Source organism: Streptomyces sp. WM6378, assembly GCF_001279695.1.
Classification (GTDB): domain Bacteria; phylum Actinomycetota; class Actinomycetes; order Streptomycetales; family Streptomycetaceae; genus Streptomyces.
This window is the reverse complement of the sequence record NZ_LGDD01000319.1, coordinates 16,835-31,407: the sequence shown is the minus strand read 5'-3', so window position 1 is coordinate 31,407 and position 14,573 is coordinate 16,835. Positions and strand designations below refer to the sequence as shown.

The window sequence follows — 14,573 nt, the reverse complement described above, 5'->3', positions numbered from 1 at the left end:
CTCGCATCCTGGACGGATTCCGCTCAGGATGCGGTCAGGGTGTGGTCGCGGCCCTTGCGGGCGGCAGGTAGACGACGGTGGGCGCGCCGGTGACGGGGTGGCGGCTCACCTCGGCGTTCACTCCGTACACCTCGCGCAGGAGTTCCGCGGTGAGGACGTCGGCGGGCGGGCCCGCGGCGACGATGCGGCCGGCCGCCAGGACGCAGATGCGGTCGCAGTAGTACGCGGCGAGGTTCAGGTCGTGCAGGGCGAGCAGGTTGACCGTGCCCAACTCCCTTACCAGGGACAGGACTTCGAGCTGGTAGCGGATGTCCAGGTGGTTGGTCGGCTCGTCCAGGACGACGACGTCCGGCTGCTGTACGAGGGCCCGGGCGACCAGGGCGCGCTGGCGTTCGCCGCCGGAGAGCGAGGGGAAGGGGCGGGCGGCGAGGTCCGCGATGCCGACGCGGGCCAGCGCCTCGCGTACGAGGGTGTCGTCGGCGGCGGTGTCGGCCTCCCAGAAGCGGTGGTGCGGGGAGCGGCCCATGGCGACGATCTCGCGGACGGTCAGCTCGATGCCGCCGGCGTCGGCGTCCTGCGGGACGGTCGCGATGCGGCGGGCGCGGGCCTTCACCGGCATCGCGTGCAGGTCGGCGCCGTCGAGCAGGACGCGGCCGGTGGTGGGACGCAGGGTCGCGTAGACGCAGCGCAGCAGGGTCGTCTTGCCGCTGCCGTTGGGGCCGACCAGGGCGACGGTCTCGCCGTCGGCGGCGTCCAGGGTGATGCCACAGAGCAGTTCGCGGCCCTGGGGTGTGGTGTACGAGAGCGATTCGGTGCGCAGGGTCGTCATGCGGGGCTGCCTTCCGCGCCGGCCCCGCGGCCGCGCAGCATCCAGAGGAAGAACGGGCCGCCGGTGAGCGCGGTGAGCACGCCGACGGGGATGTCCTGCGGGGCGGCGACGGTGCGGGCCGCGAGGTCGGCGAGGACCAGGAAGGCGGCGCCGCCGAGGGCCGCGACCGGGAGCAGGGTGCGGTGGGCGGCGCCGACGGCCATGCGCGCGGCGTGCGGAACCATCAGGCCGACGAAGCCGATGGCTCCGCTGTACGCGACGAGGATCCCGGTGAGCAGGGAGGCGAGCACGAAGACGGCCGCGCGGAAGCGGCCGGTGTCGAGGCCGAGGACGGTGGCGCCCTCCTCGCCGACGAGCAGCAGGTCCAGGGGGCGGGCCAGGGCGATCAGGGCGAGGGTGCCGACGCCGAGGGCGCCGGCGGGCAGGGCGAGCATGTCCCAGCGGGCGCCGCCGAGTCCGCCGAGCGTCCAGTGCAGGACTTCGGTCACGTGTTCGGCGCTGGCCGAGGTCACCAGGATCAGGCTGGTCAGCGCGGACAGGACGTACGAGACGGCGACCCCGGCGAGGACCAGGCGGCCGCCCGTCATGGAACCGCCGCGCCTGGCCAGTGCGTACACGAGGACCAGGGCCGCGAGCGCCCCCGCGAAGGCGGCGGCGGGCAGCGCGACGGTGGTGGCCACCCCGGCCCCCACCCCGAGCACGATCACGGCGACGGCGCCGGCGGAGGCCCCGCTGGACACTCCGAGCAGGAAGGGGTCGGCGAGGGGGTTGCGCACGAGGGCCTGCAGCACGGTCCCGATGACGGCGAGCCCGGCCCCGGTGACGGCCCCGAGCACGACGCGGGGCAGCCGCACGTCGAGCACGATGGTCCGGTACGGGCCGGGCTCCGCCGAACCGGTGACGATCCCGAGCACTTGGTGAGCCGGTATCCGCACCGAGCCGAGCGCGAGCCCGGCGACGACGCCGGCGGCCAGAACGGCTGCGAGCCCCCCGAGCACGAGGGGGTACCGCCAACGCGGGGTCACCCCGCTCACTCCCCCGCCCCCGGGCGGAGCTGCCCCGCCAGCTTCGCCACCGCGTCCGGTGCTCTGACCCCCGTCACCATGTCCGACAACGGCAGGACCGCGAAGCGGTTGTTCTTGACGGCCGGGACGGACGCCAGCGCCGGGTCGTCGCGCAGGCGTTGCTTCTTGGCCTCCACGCTCGTGCCGCCGTAGTCCAGGATCAGGATCAGCTCCGGCCCGCGGGCCACCACGCTTTCCCAGCCCGCGTCGCCGAAGGACTTGTCCTTCAGGTCGTCCGCGAAGACGTTGCGGCCGCCCGCCCTCGTCACGATGTCGTTGCCGATGCCCTTGCCGCCCACCGTGAACGCCGTCTTGTCCCCGCTGTCGTAGACGAAGACCGAGACCGGCGCCCGCCCCTTCCGGGCCGCCGCCGTCCTCGCGTTCGTGGCCTCGGCCGACTTCACCCACGACTCCGCCCGCTCGGGCACCCCGAACGTCCGGCCGACCTCGCGGACCTCCTCGTACACCTCGTCCATCGTCGTCGAGGCGCCCTTGGGGCAGTTCTCCACATTCAGGCGGGACTTGATGCCGCTCTTGGCGAGGGCCTCGCGCCCGCGCCCCTCGTTCGCCGCGAAGGCGGTTGCGTAGCCGCCGTACACGTAGTCGGGCGCGGCCGACAGGAGCTTCTCGTACGAGGGGTACTCGGCGGCCAGGACCGGGACCGAGCGGTAGTCCGCCGCGTACTTCGGCAGCACCTTGTCGTCCAAGTAGGCAGTCCCCACAAGGGACTTGGCGAGGCCCAGCTCCAGCATCACCTCCGTGGCGTGCTGGTTCATCGTCACCGCCCGCTTCGGCGGCGCCGTGAACGTCGTCGTCACCCCGCAGTTGGTGACCGTGTACGGGAAGCCGGGGGCCGGGCCGCCCCGGGCCTCGGGCCGCGCCTGTGTCGTGCACGCGGCGAGCGGGAACAGCAGGGCGGCGGCCAGGGCCGCGCGGCGCCAGAGCATGACTGAGCTCCTCCAAGGGGATTTCCACGTCCCCTGTCGTCGGGAGAAGGCGGCAGGTCAGTTCCTGGCTTCCGGCGCCGCGGGGTGTCCACGGGGCCGGTCACAGTGGCGGGACCGTGCCGGATTCACACCGGCTTCCTGGGTCCTGCCGCCCGAATAATCAAGATTGCGTACAGATAGTACGTGTCGGTCCGTGCGCGTCGGCGCGCGGCGGTACGCGTCAGTACGCCTCGACGACCTTCACGTCTTCTTCCGTGATCACGCCGTCCACGATCCGGTACGAGCGGAACTGGAACTCCCCCGCCCCGTCCGTGTCCGCCGTCGACACCAGGACGTAGTGCGCGCCCGGCTCGTTCGCGTACGTCACGTCCGTACGGGACGGGTACGCCTCGGTCGCGGTGTGCGAGTGGTAGACGATCACCGGCTCCTCGTCGCGGTCGTCCATCTCGCGGTACAGCTTCAGGAGGTCCTGCGAGTCGAACTCGTAGAACGTGGGCGAGCGGGCCGCGTTCAGCATCGGGATGAAGCGCTCGGCGCGGCCGGTGCCCGCCGGGCCCGCGACCACACCGCACGCCTCGTCGGGGTGGTCGGCGCGGGCGTGCGCCACGAGCTGGTCGTACAGGGCCTGGGTGATGGTCAGCATGTCGGCAAGGATAAGCAGACGGGCCGTCCCGTATCGAGGTGCGATACGAGACGGCCCGCATGGTGAGAACGTGCTGGTCAGCGGATCAGCTGCGCTTGGCGAACGCCTTGTTCTCGGGGTTCTTGGCCTTCAGGACGAGGTAGGAGACGCCCAGGATCAGGGCCCACAGCGGCGCGCAGTACAGCGAGACGCGGGAGTCCTTGTCGATGCCCATCATCACGATGACCATGAAGATGAAGAGCAGCGCGAACCAGCTGGTGTACGGGGCGCCGGGGGCGCGGAAGCTGGACTGCGGCAGGGCGCCGATGTTCGCCAGGCGGCGGTAGCGGATCTGGCAGACCAGGATCATGATCCAGGCCCACATGCCGGAGATGGTGGCGAAGGAGACCACGTAGTCGAAGGCCTTGCCGGGCGCCACGTAGTTGATCCACACGCCGACCAGCATGAGCGCCGCGGAGACCGTGGTGCCGATCAGCGGGGTGCCGCTCTTGGTCAGCTTGGTGAAGGCCTTCGGGCCCTGGCCGTTGAGCGCGAGGTCGCGCAGCATGCGGCCGGTGGAGTACATGCCCGAGTTGCAGGAGGAGAGCGCGGCGGTCAGCACGACGAAGTTGACGATCCCGGCGCCGATGCCGAGGCCCATCTTCTGGAAGGCGGCGACGAAGGGGCTGACGCCCGGCTGGAACTCGTGCCACGGGACGACCGAGAGGATCATGATCAGGGCGCCGATGTAGAAGACGGCGATGCGCCACGGCACGGTGTTGATGGCCTTGGGCAGGGTCTTCTCGGGGTCCTTGGACTCGCCCGCGGTCACACCGACCAGCTCGACGGCGAGGAAGGCGAACATCACGATCTGCAGGGTCATCAGCGTGCCGCCGATGCCCTTGGGGAAGAACCCGCCGTCGTTCCACAGGTTGGCGACGGTGGCGGTGTCCGCGGCGTCCGAGAAGCCGACGGTGAGGATGCCGGCGCAGATCAGGATCATGCCGACGATCGCGGTGACCTTGACCATGGAGAACCAGAACTCCAGCTCACCGAAGAGCTTCACGGAGATGAGGTTCACGGCGTACAGGATGAGCGTGAAGATCAGCGCGTAGGCCCATTGCGGGATGCTGCCGTGGGTCCAGAAGGACATGTACTGGGCGGCCGCGGTCACCTCGGTGATGCCGGTGACGACCCAGAAGAGCCAGTACGTCCAGCCGGTGACGAAGCCCCAGAACGGGCCGACGAACTCCCGGGCGTACTCCGAGAAGGAGCCCGACACCGGGCGGTACATGAGCAGCTCGCCGAGGGCGCGCATGATGAAGAAGATGACCAGGCCCGCGATGGCGTAGGCCAGGATGAGGCTGGGGCCGGCCTTCGAGATGGCCTTGCCCGCGCCGAGGAAGAGGCCGGTGCCGATGGCACCGCCGATCGCGATCATCTGGATCTGCCGGGCCCCGAGGCCCCGCTGGTATCCCTCGCCCGAGCCTTCGCCCGGACCGTGGGCGGTCCCCGCGGCCTCATTGCCGGCAGGACGGTCGTCGTGCTTGTCGACCTGCGCTGAGGTCATGGTGGTGCGCCTTTCTCCATGCTGACCCGCGCGCTTCGGTCACGAAGCGACGGATCAGGTCCTGATCCCCCCGGATGTGGATGGAGTGCCACCGGCGGTCAGCCGGCCGAAGCGCCCCCGGGTACATGGGTGGCGTCCCCGGGTGGTCGTGAAGATTTATCACGGCCTTATGGGTGATCCCTATCGGCCACTGTGGCGCACACCACAGGAAGAAGCGGACAAAGGTCCCGCAATATGACAAAGGGGGTCGATGTGGTGACAGGATCGTTATACGGATTTGAGCGTCCGCTGAGCGAACAGCCATCTTCCGGTCGATCAGTCAGGGCATGAGCGTTTCGATGAGTGTTTCCTGCAGCACACCCAGCCACAAATAGGCCATCACCATCGGCTTGCGCGGGTCGTCGTCCGGCAGCCGGTACAGCTCGCCGCTCTCGTCCTCGTCGGTGATCTCCAGGCGGGTGCCGATGGTCAGGCGCAGGTCGTTGAGCGCGCCGAGCCAGTGCTGGGAGTCCTCGGCGGTCAGCTTGAGGACGGCTCCGCCGTCGCCCTTCGGGCTCAGCGCGTCGAGGCCGTGCACGACCGCGAGGGCGTCGGTGCGCTTGCGCGCGCGCAGGTCGTTCTCGGTGAAGCGCCTGAACTCGGCCGATTTGGCGCGCAGTTCATCGCTCTCCTCGCTCGCGTACGCCTCGGGGAAGAGGCGGGCGAGCGCGGGGTCGGCGGGCGGCTCGCTCGGGCCCTCGGCGAACAGGGCGGCCAGCGGGTCCGCGTCCTCGGCCGGTTCGTCGCCGGGCCCGATGAGTTCGAGCAGCTGGACGGCGAGCGAGCGCAGGATGGCGATCTCGACCTCGTCGAGCGCGACGGCGGCGCCGCCGCGGGGCAGGGCCTCGAAGTGCCCGGCCATCAGCCGCGGTCCTGGGTGAGCGTCGCCCAGAGCCCGTAGCCGTGCATCGCCTGCACGTCCCGCTCCATCTCCTCGCGGCTGCCGCTGGAGACCACGGCCCGTCCCTTGTGGTGCACGTCGAGCATCAGCTTGTGGGCCTTGTCCTTCGAGTAGCCGAAGTAGGACTGGAAGACGTACTGCACGTAGCTCATCAGGTTGACGGGGTCGTTGTGCACGAGCGTCACCCAGGGCACGTCGGGTTCGGCGACGGGCCGGCTCGACTCCGCCGACTCGGGGCGTTCGATCTCTACGGGGGCAACACTCACGACTCTGGGCGACCTTCGTCTCTTCTGCCGGGGGTCCGGGGGCCGACCCCCGGGAATCACAGCCTGCCGGGGGTCCGGGGCGCCCCGGACATCACAGCCACGGCCTCCATGCTGCCACCCGGAACGGGTCATCGCACAAACGGGCCCCTAGAAATCGTCAGAGTGACGAGTATTCGGGGTAGCATCCCCCACATGCCCCCTCTTTCGGGGGCGATCCCCAAACCCCGGCCGGCGTGTGCCCGGCCCGGACGAAAGTGCGAGGTGGCTCGCTGTGAATGCCCCGGACCTCGGGCTGCCGGTGGACGTGCCGTCGACCGCGCTCTTCACCGACCAGTACGAGTTCACGATGCTCCAGGCCGCCCTGAAGGCCGGCACGGCCGGGCGGCGCTCGGTCTTCGAGGTCTTCACCCGCCGGCTGCCCGAGGGCCGCCGGTACGGCGTGGTCGGCGGCACCGGGCGTGTCCTGGACGCCGTCGAGAACTTCCGCTTCGACGCGGGCGTGCTTGGCTTCCTGCGCGAGAACGGGATCGTCGACGAGCCCACCCTGCACTGGCTCTCCTCGTACCGCTTCAGCGGTGACATCTGGGGCTACCCCGAGGGCGAGGTCTACTTCCCGGGCTCGCCGATCCTGCGCGTCGAGGGGTCCTTCGCCGAGTGCGTGCTGCTCGAAACCGTGATCCTGTCGATCCTCAACCACGACTCGGCGATCGCGGCGGCGGCCTCGCGGATGTCGGCCGCGGCCGGCGGGCGCCCGCTCATCGAGATGGGCGCGCGCCGCACCCACGAGCTGTCCGCGGTCGCCTCCTCGCGGGCCGCCTACGTCGGCGGCTTCAGCTCCACCTCGGACCTCGCGGCAGGCTTCCGCTACGGCATCCCGACCGTCGGCACCAGCGCGCACGCCTTCACCCTGCTCCACGACAGCGAGCGGGACGCCTTCCGGGCCCAGGTCGACTCGCTCGGCCGCGGCACGACCCTGCTGGTCGACACGTACGACGTCGCCGAGGCGGTGCGCACCGCCGTCGAGATCGCCGGGCCCGAGCTCGGCGCGGTCCGCATCGACTCCGGCGACCTGCTCCTGGTCGCCCACCGGGTGCGCCAGCAGCTCGACGAGCTCGGCGCGACCAACACCAAGATCGTGGTCACCTCCGACCTCGACGAGTACGCCATCGCCTCGCTCGCCGCGGCCCCGGTGGACGCGTACGGCGTGGGCACCCAGCTGGTCACCGGCTCCGGGCACCCGACCTGCTCCATGGTCTACAAGCTGGTCGCCCGCGCCCAGTCCGCCGACCCGAAGGCCCCGCTGGTCCCCGTCGCCAAGAAGTCGCTCGGCGCCAAGACCTCGATCGGCGGCCGCAAGTGGGCCGCGCGCCGCTCGGACGCGTACGGGATCGCCGAGGCCGAGGTCATCGGCACCGGTGCGGTACCGACCGCGCTCGCCGACCGCCAGCTCCTGGTCGAGCTGGTCAAGGGCGGCTCGGTGGTGGCCCGCGAGCCGCTGGACAGCGCCCGTGAGCGGCACATCGACGCGCTGGCCGCCCTGCCGATGTCGGCGAGCCAGCTGTCGCGCGGCGAGCCGGTCATCCCGACCGAGTACGTCTGAGCCGTAAGTCGGAGCCCGACGGCTCCCGCGCGCGGCAGGGTTTCCGCCCCCGTTTGCCCCCTGCCGCGCGCCGAACGAAGTCTCTACGCTCAAGGAACAGCCCGCAGACCCCCGGGCCCGCAGACCGAAGGACAGCCGACATGCACCGCGCCTTGATCGTCGTGGACGTCCAGAACGACTTCTGCGAGGGCGGCTCCCTCGCGGTCGCGGGCGGCTCGGACGTCGCCGCCGCGATCACCGACCTGGTGGGCCAGGCGGCCGGGTCCGCCTACCGCCACGTGGTGGCGACCCGCGACCACCACATCGACCCGGGTGCGCACTTCTCGGACGCCCCCGACTTCGAGCACTCCTGGCCCGCGCACTGCGTCGCCGGCACGGAGGGCGTGGGCTTCCACCCCAACTTCGCGCCGGCGGTCGCCTGCGGGGCGATCGACGCGGTCTTCGACAAGGGCGCGTACGCGGCCGCGTACAGCGGCTTCGAGGGGCTCGACGAGAACGGCGTCTCGCTGGCCGACTGGCTGCGGGCCCGGCAGGTCACCGAGGTCGACGTGGTGGGCATCGCCACCGACCACTGCGTGCGGGCGACCGCCCTGGACGCGGTGCGGGCCGGATTCGCCACGCACGTGCTGCTCGACCTGACGGCGGGGGTGGCGGAGCACACCACCTCGCTGGCGCTGGACGAGATGCGGGCGGCCGGGGTCGAGCTGTCGGGCAAGCCCGTCGTCTAGGCGAGCCCGCCTACCTGAGCAGGGCGCGTATCGGGTGCCAGAGCTCTTCCGTCGTCTCCGGGGCCGTGCGCCACAGCAGGCCGTCCGGATGGTGCAGGACGGCCGTGATCTCGTCCAGCGTCGGCGGCTCGGTCTGGCCGCGCAGGTAGACCGCCCGCAGACCGAGGTTCCGCAGCCTGGTCAGGGCGCGGGCTCGGTTGACGGCGTGCACCAGGACGCGCACGTTGGTGCCGGGCGCGGCCGGGTTCGGCAGCGTGAGCGCGACGACCACGCTGCCCCCTGGCAGCTTGCAGAAACCTCCGCCGGGCATGCCGGACCACTCCCCCTGTAAGACGACGCGTTGGACCCGCTGTCAATAAGGACTCGTAGGACGCACCTAAACACGATCGGCCGCCGCCCCGCTAGAGGGCGACGGCCGATCATGGTTTGACCTGCGGTTTTTAAAATTACTTGATCGAGGAGCCGACCTTCACGGTGACCGTCGAGCCGTCCAGCGGCTGGTTGACGATCGAGATCCGGGTCTTGGTGTCAGGAACCTTGACGCTCCCGGTCGGGTTCTCGGCGTACCAGTAGGTGCCGTGGTGGTCGTCGAAGATCGGCACGCCCATCTGGGAGTTGATCTTCGTGGCGACGTCCGCCTTGTGCAGCGTGAAGCTGTCCGTCGGGTACCAGCTGAAGGGCGCGTCGAAGGGCTGGACCTTGTTGCGGAGCAGCGTGCCGTCGGCCCACTTGAGGGGCTTGGCGTGCGCGTCGATCGGCAGGATCAGACCCTGGCCCGGGTGGGCCGAGACGTTGTTGTCCTTCTGGGAGGTGTCCCAGAGCCAGATGAGCAGACCCTTCTGGTATGGGTAGTGCTCGACCCAGCTCGGGCGGGTGCCCGAGAAGCCGAAGTTGTACGGGCCGACCTTGAGGGTCTGGTCGAACGAGACGTACTGGCGGTTCTCCGCGATGTAGTACTGCGGGTAGTCGTTGGTGAACGACCCGCCGATGCGGGTGAAGTTCTTCGACGTCCAGCCGTTGTCGTCGCCCTCGGCGCCGTCGGTCACGACGGCCGCGCCGTCCGCGCTGACGGTGATCGCGTCGGCCGTGAAGCCCTTGCCGCCCGCGCCGCCGTCCGTCTGGTAGCGGAAGCGGAGCTGGATCTTCTGGCCCGCGTACTTGTCGAGCGGGAACGACAGCTTCTTGTACGCGCCCGAGGCGTCGGTCAGGGCCGGCTTGTCGCTGGAGTCGCGGGTGATGGCCTTGCCGTCGGCGGTGCCGTCGATCGCGTTCCAGCTGGCGCCGTTGTCCGTGGAGACCTCGGTGTACAGGAAGTCGTAGTCCTTCTCGATGTCCCACCAGCCCGAAAGGTCCAGGGACGCCTTGGACTTGCCGGTCAGGTCGAGGCTGCGGGTCAGGGTGTTGTTGAGGTTGTCACCCATGCCGCTCCACCACTGCTTGGAGCCCTCGGCGGGCTTCACGACGGTGGTGGTGACTTCCTTCTTGGGCAGCTCCACGACAAGCGCCTGCTTGTCGTTGGTGTTGTACTCGGAGACACCCAGTTTGACCGTCTTGTCCGTACCGGCCTTCACCGTCTCGGCGTTGAGCCAGCCGAGCTGGAGCTTGTCCCAGGCGGTCATGTCGCCGGGCATGTCTCCGATGGAGTCCTTGCCGGTGCCGAGCCAGGACCCCGCCGACATCAGCGACCAGAAACCGACCGAGTTCTCGGCGGTGTTGGTGGTGTCGTAGAGGTCCGGCAGACCGAGGTCGTGGCCGTACTCGTGGGCGAAGACGCCGAGGCCGCCGTTCTCCGGCTGCATCGTGTAGTCGCCGACCCACATCCCGGTGTCGCCGATCTGCGTACCGCCGGCCTTGTTGTTCGCCGGGCCGGTCTTGCCGGCGTCCGTGCCGTACGCGTACCAGCGGTGCGCCCACAGGGCGTTGGTGCCCTGGGCGCCGCCGCCCGCCGACTCGTCCTCGCCCGCGTGCACGATCTGGAAGTGGTCGATGTAGCCGTCGGGCTCGTTGAAGTTGCCGTTGTTGTTGTAGTCGTTGCGGTCCCACTGGTCGTACTGACTCAGGGTCGCCTTGATCTCCGCGTCCGTCTGGCCCTTGGCCTTCTGGTCGGCGACCCAGGCGTTGACGCCGTCGCGGACGGTGTCCCACACGTTGGCGCAGTTGGTCTGGCCGCAGTAGTTGGAGCCGTAGCGGGCCTCGTTGTACGGGATCTTGACCCAGTCGGTGACCTGGCCGTCGACCGAGTAGCGCCCTGAGGAGGTCTTCTCGTAGTACGTCTTCAGCGAGTTGACGCCCTGGCCGGTACCGAAGTACAGGTCCTGGAAGTGCTTCTGGTTGTAATCGGCCTGCCAGGCCGTGGAGTTGTCCTTCGCCCGGTCGGGCTTGGCTATCTGGTTGTGCGCCGGGCCGGGGGTGCCCCCGTACTTCGGCTGCGGCGGCTTGGGGCCGTCGGGGCCGTCCGGGTCGTACATCGTGGTGTTGTCGACCTGGTCGCCGAACTCCACCAGGATCGTGAAGATCTTGTCCGTCTTCTGACGGCCGAGCTCGACGTACTTGTTGTCGTCGAGCTTGACGACGTCGGAGCCGTCCTTCTTCTCGACCTTCTTCTTGCCGGAGATCACCTGCTCCAGCGCCGCCTGGCGCTGCTGGGCCTGCTGGTCGCTGAACGGGCCCTTGAGGTTGTGCTCCTGACCCTTGGCCGTGGACGGGTCTTGGCGGACGACGGGTGCCGGAGCCTTCGAGTCCGCCTGGGCCGTGGCGTATGCCGAGCCCGTGGCGCCGGCCGTGGCGAGAGCCACGAGCACGGCGGCGGCTCTTGCCGCCTTCCTGCTGCTGGTCACTTGATGTTTTCCTCCCCCGCGGCCGGCAGGAACCGGGGGGTGAGGGGCTGGTTCCGGTGCACGACACGCGTCTCAAGTGACGACATTGGACCGGAGTTACCAAAGAAAAGACAGATCTTGACTTGTTCGTGCCAAGTACATTATGCAGAAAGCGAGTTCCGCTATCCGAACGTGACATTTGTGCTAACAGACCGGGACAACCGGTGCGCACGTCTCGCCATTCGGACGGTGCCGCATCGCCGAATGACTCCGTGCGCCCCCTGTGCAACGGCACCGTGGGTTAGGTCACGCTTACCAACAGTTCCGCTCGGGCATGGACCGTCGTAGAGTCGCTTGACAGTGCGATCCGGCTGCCAGGTCCGCCGGTTGAGAACGGTTGAGAGGCCCACCCCTATCCGAACCATGAGGACGGATACCGCCATGCCGCGTCCCACTGCCGCACAGCTCTCCTACGGTTCGGCCACCGTCGTCTTCTCGACCGTCGCCATGCTGCTGCTCTCGCGCACCGAGTCCGGGGTCGGAGTGGCCGTCATAGTCCTCGCGGCCCTGCTGCTCGGCCTGCTCGTCGCCGTCACGGTCCCCATGCCGCTGCCCCGCCGGGCGCGGGCGGACGCGAACGCCAACGACCGCACGGTCCTGGCCGCTGGTGCGGCACCGGTGAACCGTGCGGCCGTCGTGGAGACTTCCGCCGCCCTGCGCGTTCCCGTCACCTCTGAACGGCCCGCGCGCGAGCACTCACTGCGTGGTTGAGACCACCACCGTCTTGCCGGCCTTGTCGTGCCAGCCCTGCCGGTACGGCTTGTCCGCCACGATCGTGATGATCAGGATGATGTCCCACAGGCAGTAACAGCAGATCACGAACGGCGCCCACAGCACAGCGGCCCGGGCGAGCGCCGCGTTGGTGGTGGGCACACTGCCGTCGTTGAGCATCGCGACCCGCAGCCCCAGCCACTTCTTGCCGAGCGTCTGACCGGACTTGGACACCATCAGGGTGTCGTAGCCGATGTAGGCGACCAGCGAGATCAGCAGCCAGAGCAGCCCGCTGCCGGAGTACGCCTTGCTGACCACGTCGGTGCCGGAGTCGCTGTTGCTCGTGGAGATGACGAACCGGTTGCTGGCCCCCCACTCGATCAGGCCGAGCGGGACCGCGATGATCAGGAAGTCGATGAAGCGGGCCAGGAACCGCTTGCCGTAGTCGGCGAGCGGCGGCATTCCGGCCAGCGGGTCGACACCGCCGTACCCGCCCCCGTAGGGGTCGGAGGGCGGTGGCGGGGCGCTGCCGTATGGCGAGCCGCCACCGGGGGGAGGCGGCCCGCCGTACGGACCACCCCCACCTCCGCCGACCGGGGGCGGCGGCGTGCCGTAGGGAGAACCGCTCTGCGGAGGCTCTGACGGCTTCTTGCGGAACGGGTCGTCCTCGGGCGGCTGACCGGGCGGCGGCTGATCGGTGCTCATGCCGGTAGTGCACCGCGCGCGCGGGGCCCCCGCAACGGTACGGACGCCGTTCGGGGTACGGGTCCGAGCGGATCCCGCCAGAAGTGCTCCCTCAGCCCTGCGCGACGAACGTACGGGCCGCCTTGTCGTGCCAGCACTGGCGCCACGGACGGTCGAACAGGCACCACGCCACGTTGACCACGCCCACCGCGAGCAGCCCGAGCACCCCGTAGACCAGCCAGCGGCGCACCGCCTGACCGAACGTCGGCGGCTCGTACGACTCGATGCCGCGCACCTGCACCCCGCACAGCTTCTTGCCGAGCGTGCGGCCCCACTTGGCGGTGGGCAGCGCCTCGTACAGCAGGCCGAGGACGAGGAAGGCGCCGAGCACGATGCCGAGGAAGCCCGCGGTGGTGCCGTCGAGGAGGTAGACGGTGACCGTCCGCCCCGACAGCTTCGCCGCGTCGATCTTGTCCTGGATGTGGTCGACGACCCCCGAGACCAGCGGTACGGCGAGACCCGCGACGGCGCCGCCGAGCAGCACGGTGTCGACGAGCCGCGCGATCAGGCGCCTGCCGAGCCCGGCGGGCCTGGCCGAGGCCTGCGCCTGGGCGGCCGCGAGGAACGGGTCGGCGACCGGCGGCTTCCACGGCACGACCGGCTCGGCCGCCTGCGGGTCGGGCTGAGCGAGCTGGTGCACCTGCTGCGCCCAGGACGCGGCCCCTCCTCCGGGCCCCGCCGTCATGGGCGAACCGGGCACGGCGGGATGCGGCTGCGCGGGATACGGCGGTGCGGGAGCGGGCTGCGCGGCGCCCGGCTGCATGAGCCGGGCCTGCGGCGGCTGCTGCGGCTGAGCCTGGGCGGGAGCGGCGTACGGGCCGTCCGCGCGGCCGGTCGGCGGCGCGGGGCGGACCGGGTCGGCCGGGGCCGGCAGTTGGGCCCGCGCGGGCGGCGGTTCGACGGCGGCGGGCGGCATCGCCCCCGCGAGCCGCCCGGACTGCTGCTGCGGCACCGAGCCGCCGGGCCGCGCGGGGGCCGCCGGGGGTGTCGGCCGTACGGGTTCGGGCCGCCGGGGGTCGGGAAGGCGGCGCGGGTCGGCCGCCTCGGGCAGCCCGCGCGGATCGACCGGCTGCCCCCAGGAGACCCGGTGGTCCTGGTCGCCGCCGAAGCCGGACTGATGGGCGGCGTCCGCGTGCCAGGCGGGCTGCGGCCGGGCGCCGGGGCCCTGCGCGGCGGGCGCGGGCGAGGCCTCTGGCTCGTCGAGGAAGACGGGGCCCGTCTCCTCCACGGGCGCCGGCCCGACCGGCGGCGCGGCGGCGAGGGAGGGGGCCGGCGCGGGAGCGGCGCCCGGCGGCGGGGTGGGCTGCGCCTCGCCCGGGGCGGGGGCGGGCCGGCTCGTGCCGGGCACCCAGGAGACCCCGTTCCAGTACCGGACATATCCGGGAATGGAGGGGTCCGGGTAATACCCTTCCCGGGCTACGCTCCCGCCGCTGTCAGGAGGAACCGCCGCCATGTCCCCAACTCCGTTCCGATCCAGCACGCTTGATCTCTGCCGCGGTACGCCGCCCGGCCCTGACACCGACCGGCCGCTTCCGCTTGTTCCAGGAGGACATTAACGAAGAACCCGGGGTCGGTAGGAAGAAGCCGGGGAGGAAGCCCGCGTACGGGCTACGGCGCCGCGCCGCGCCGCACCCGGGGACCGGGCCGCGCTTCGGGGTCCCACCAGTGCGTACAGT

The 14,573-nt window shown here is 70.6% G+C and carries 14 protein-coding genes and 1 riboswitch; of the genes, 3 read left to right on the top strand and 11 right to left on the bottom strand.

Annotated features, from left to right (window positions below; genetic code table 11):
- Positions 1-34 precede the first annotated feature (34 nt).
- From ADK54_RS33060 to clpS, 7 genes are all read right to left on the bottom strand, one after another.
- Entirely contained in the window at positions 35-829 is a 795-nt protein-coding gene (locus tag ADK54_RS33060) for an ABC transporter ATP-binding protein (protein ID WP_053729478.1), read from the bottom strand.
- A complete protein-coding gene (locus ADK54_RS33055) occupies positions 826-1,863 on the bottom strand; it encodes an iron ABC transporter permease (protein ID WP_053729477.1) in 1,038 nt (345 codons plus the stop codon). The genes ADK54_RS33060 and ADK54_RS33055 overlap by 4 nt, the downstream gene beginning before the upstream one ends.
- Positions 1,860-2,840, bottom strand: coding sequence for an ABC transporter substrate-binding protein (locus tag ADK54_RS33050; RefSeq protein ID WP_053729476.1), 981 nt, complete (start codon positions 2,838-2,840; stop codon positions 1,860-1,862). Before ADK54_RS33050 ends, ADK54_RS33055 begins: the two co-directional genes overlap by 4 nt.
- Positions 2,841-2,877: 37 nt before the next feature.
- Positions 2,878-3,011, bottom strand: a riboswitch (cobalamin riboswitch).
- Positions 3,012-3,060: 49 nt separating this feature from the next.
- Positions 3,061-3,483, bottom strand: a complete 423-nt coding sequence (locus ADK54_RS33045; RefSeq protein WP_053729475.1) for a Mov34/MPN/PAD-1 family protein — start codon at positions 3,481-3,483, stop codon at positions 3,061-3,063.
- A gap of 85 nt (positions 3,484-3,568) precedes the next feature.
- The gene (locus tag ADK54_RS33040) at positions 3,569-5,032 is read right to left on the bottom strand and encodes an amino acid permease (RefSeq protein ID WP_053729474.1); all 1,464 of its coding nucleotides are present in this window, start codon (positions 5,030-5,032) and stop codon (positions 3,569-3,571) included.
- 319 nt (positions 5,033-5,351) lie between these two features.
- Positions 5,352-5,933 (bottom strand): DUF2017 domain-containing protein, encoded by a 582-nt coding sequence (locus ADK54_RS33035; protein WP_053729473.1) that lies wholly within the window; start codon positions 5,931-5,933, stop codon positions 5,352-5,354.
- Positions 5,933-6,238, bottom strand: coding sequence for an ATP-dependent Clp protease adapter ClpS (gene clpS, locus ADK54_RS33030; RefSeq protein ID WP_053729472.1), 306 nt, complete (start codon positions 6,236-6,238; stop codon positions 5,933-5,935). Before clpS ends, ADK54_RS33035 begins: the two co-directional genes overlap by 1 nt.
- 271 nt (positions 6,239-6,509) lie before the next feature.
- On the opposite strand from clpS, the gene ADK54_RS33025 reads away from it, so the two are divergent.
- Complete coding sequence (locus ADK54_RS33025; protein ID WP_053729471.1) at positions 6,510-7,838, top strand: nicotinate phosphoribosyltransferase; 1,329 nt, start codon at positions 6,510-6,512, stop codon at positions 7,836-7,838.
- A 140-nt stretch (positions 7,839-7,978) separates the two neighbouring features.
- The gene (locus ADK54_RS33020; protein ID WP_053729470.1) at positions 7,979-8,566 is read left to right on the top strand and encodes an isochorismatase family protein; all 588 of its coding nucleotides are present in this window, start codon (positions 7,979-7,981) and stop codon (positions 8,564-8,566) included.
- Between the two features lie 10 nt (positions 8,567-8,576).
- On the opposite strand, the gene ADK54_RS33015 is transcribed toward ADK54_RS33020, so the two are convergent.
- Both ADK54_RS33015 and ADK54_RS33010 read right to left on the bottom strand, forming a co-directional pair.
- A complete protein-coding gene (locus tag ADK54_RS33015; RefSeq protein ID WP_053729469.1) occupies positions 8,577-8,876 on the bottom strand; it encodes a hypothetical protein in 300 nt (99 codons plus the stop codon).
- 136 nt (positions 8,877-9,012) lie between these two features.
- Complete coding sequence (locus ADK54_RS33010) at positions 9,013-11,403, bottom strand: immune inhibitor A domain-containing protein (protein WP_053729468.1); 2,391 nt, start codon at positions 11,401-11,403, stop codon at positions 9,013-9,015.
- Positions 11,404-11,823: 420 nt separating this feature from the next.
- Between ADK54_RS33010 and ADK54_RS44010 the strand changes: the two genes are divergently transcribed.
- Entirely contained in the window at positions 11,824-12,153 is a 330-nt protein-coding gene (locus tag ADK54_RS44010) for a hypothetical protein (protein ID WP_078966808.1), read from the top strand.
- On the opposite strand, the gene ADK54_RS33000 is transcribed toward ADK54_RS44010, so the two are convergent.
- Together ADK54_RS33000 and ADK54_RS32995 are read right to left on the bottom strand one after the other, a co-directional pair.
- Positions 12,139-12,858: an RDD family protein gene (locus ADK54_RS33000; RefSeq protein ID WP_053729467.1), complete on the bottom strand. Its 720-nt coding sequence runs from the start codon at positions 12,856-12,858 to the stop codon at positions 12,139-12,141. The genes ADK54_RS44010 and ADK54_RS33000 overlap by 15 nt on opposite strands.
- Positions 12,859-12,949: 91 nt before the next feature.
- A complete protein-coding gene (locus tag ADK54_RS32995; RefSeq protein WP_053729466.1) occupies positions 12,950-14,350 on the bottom strand; it encodes an RDD family protein in 1,401 nt (466 codons plus the stop codon).
- Between the last annotated feature and the right edge of the window lie 223 nt (positions 14,351-14,573).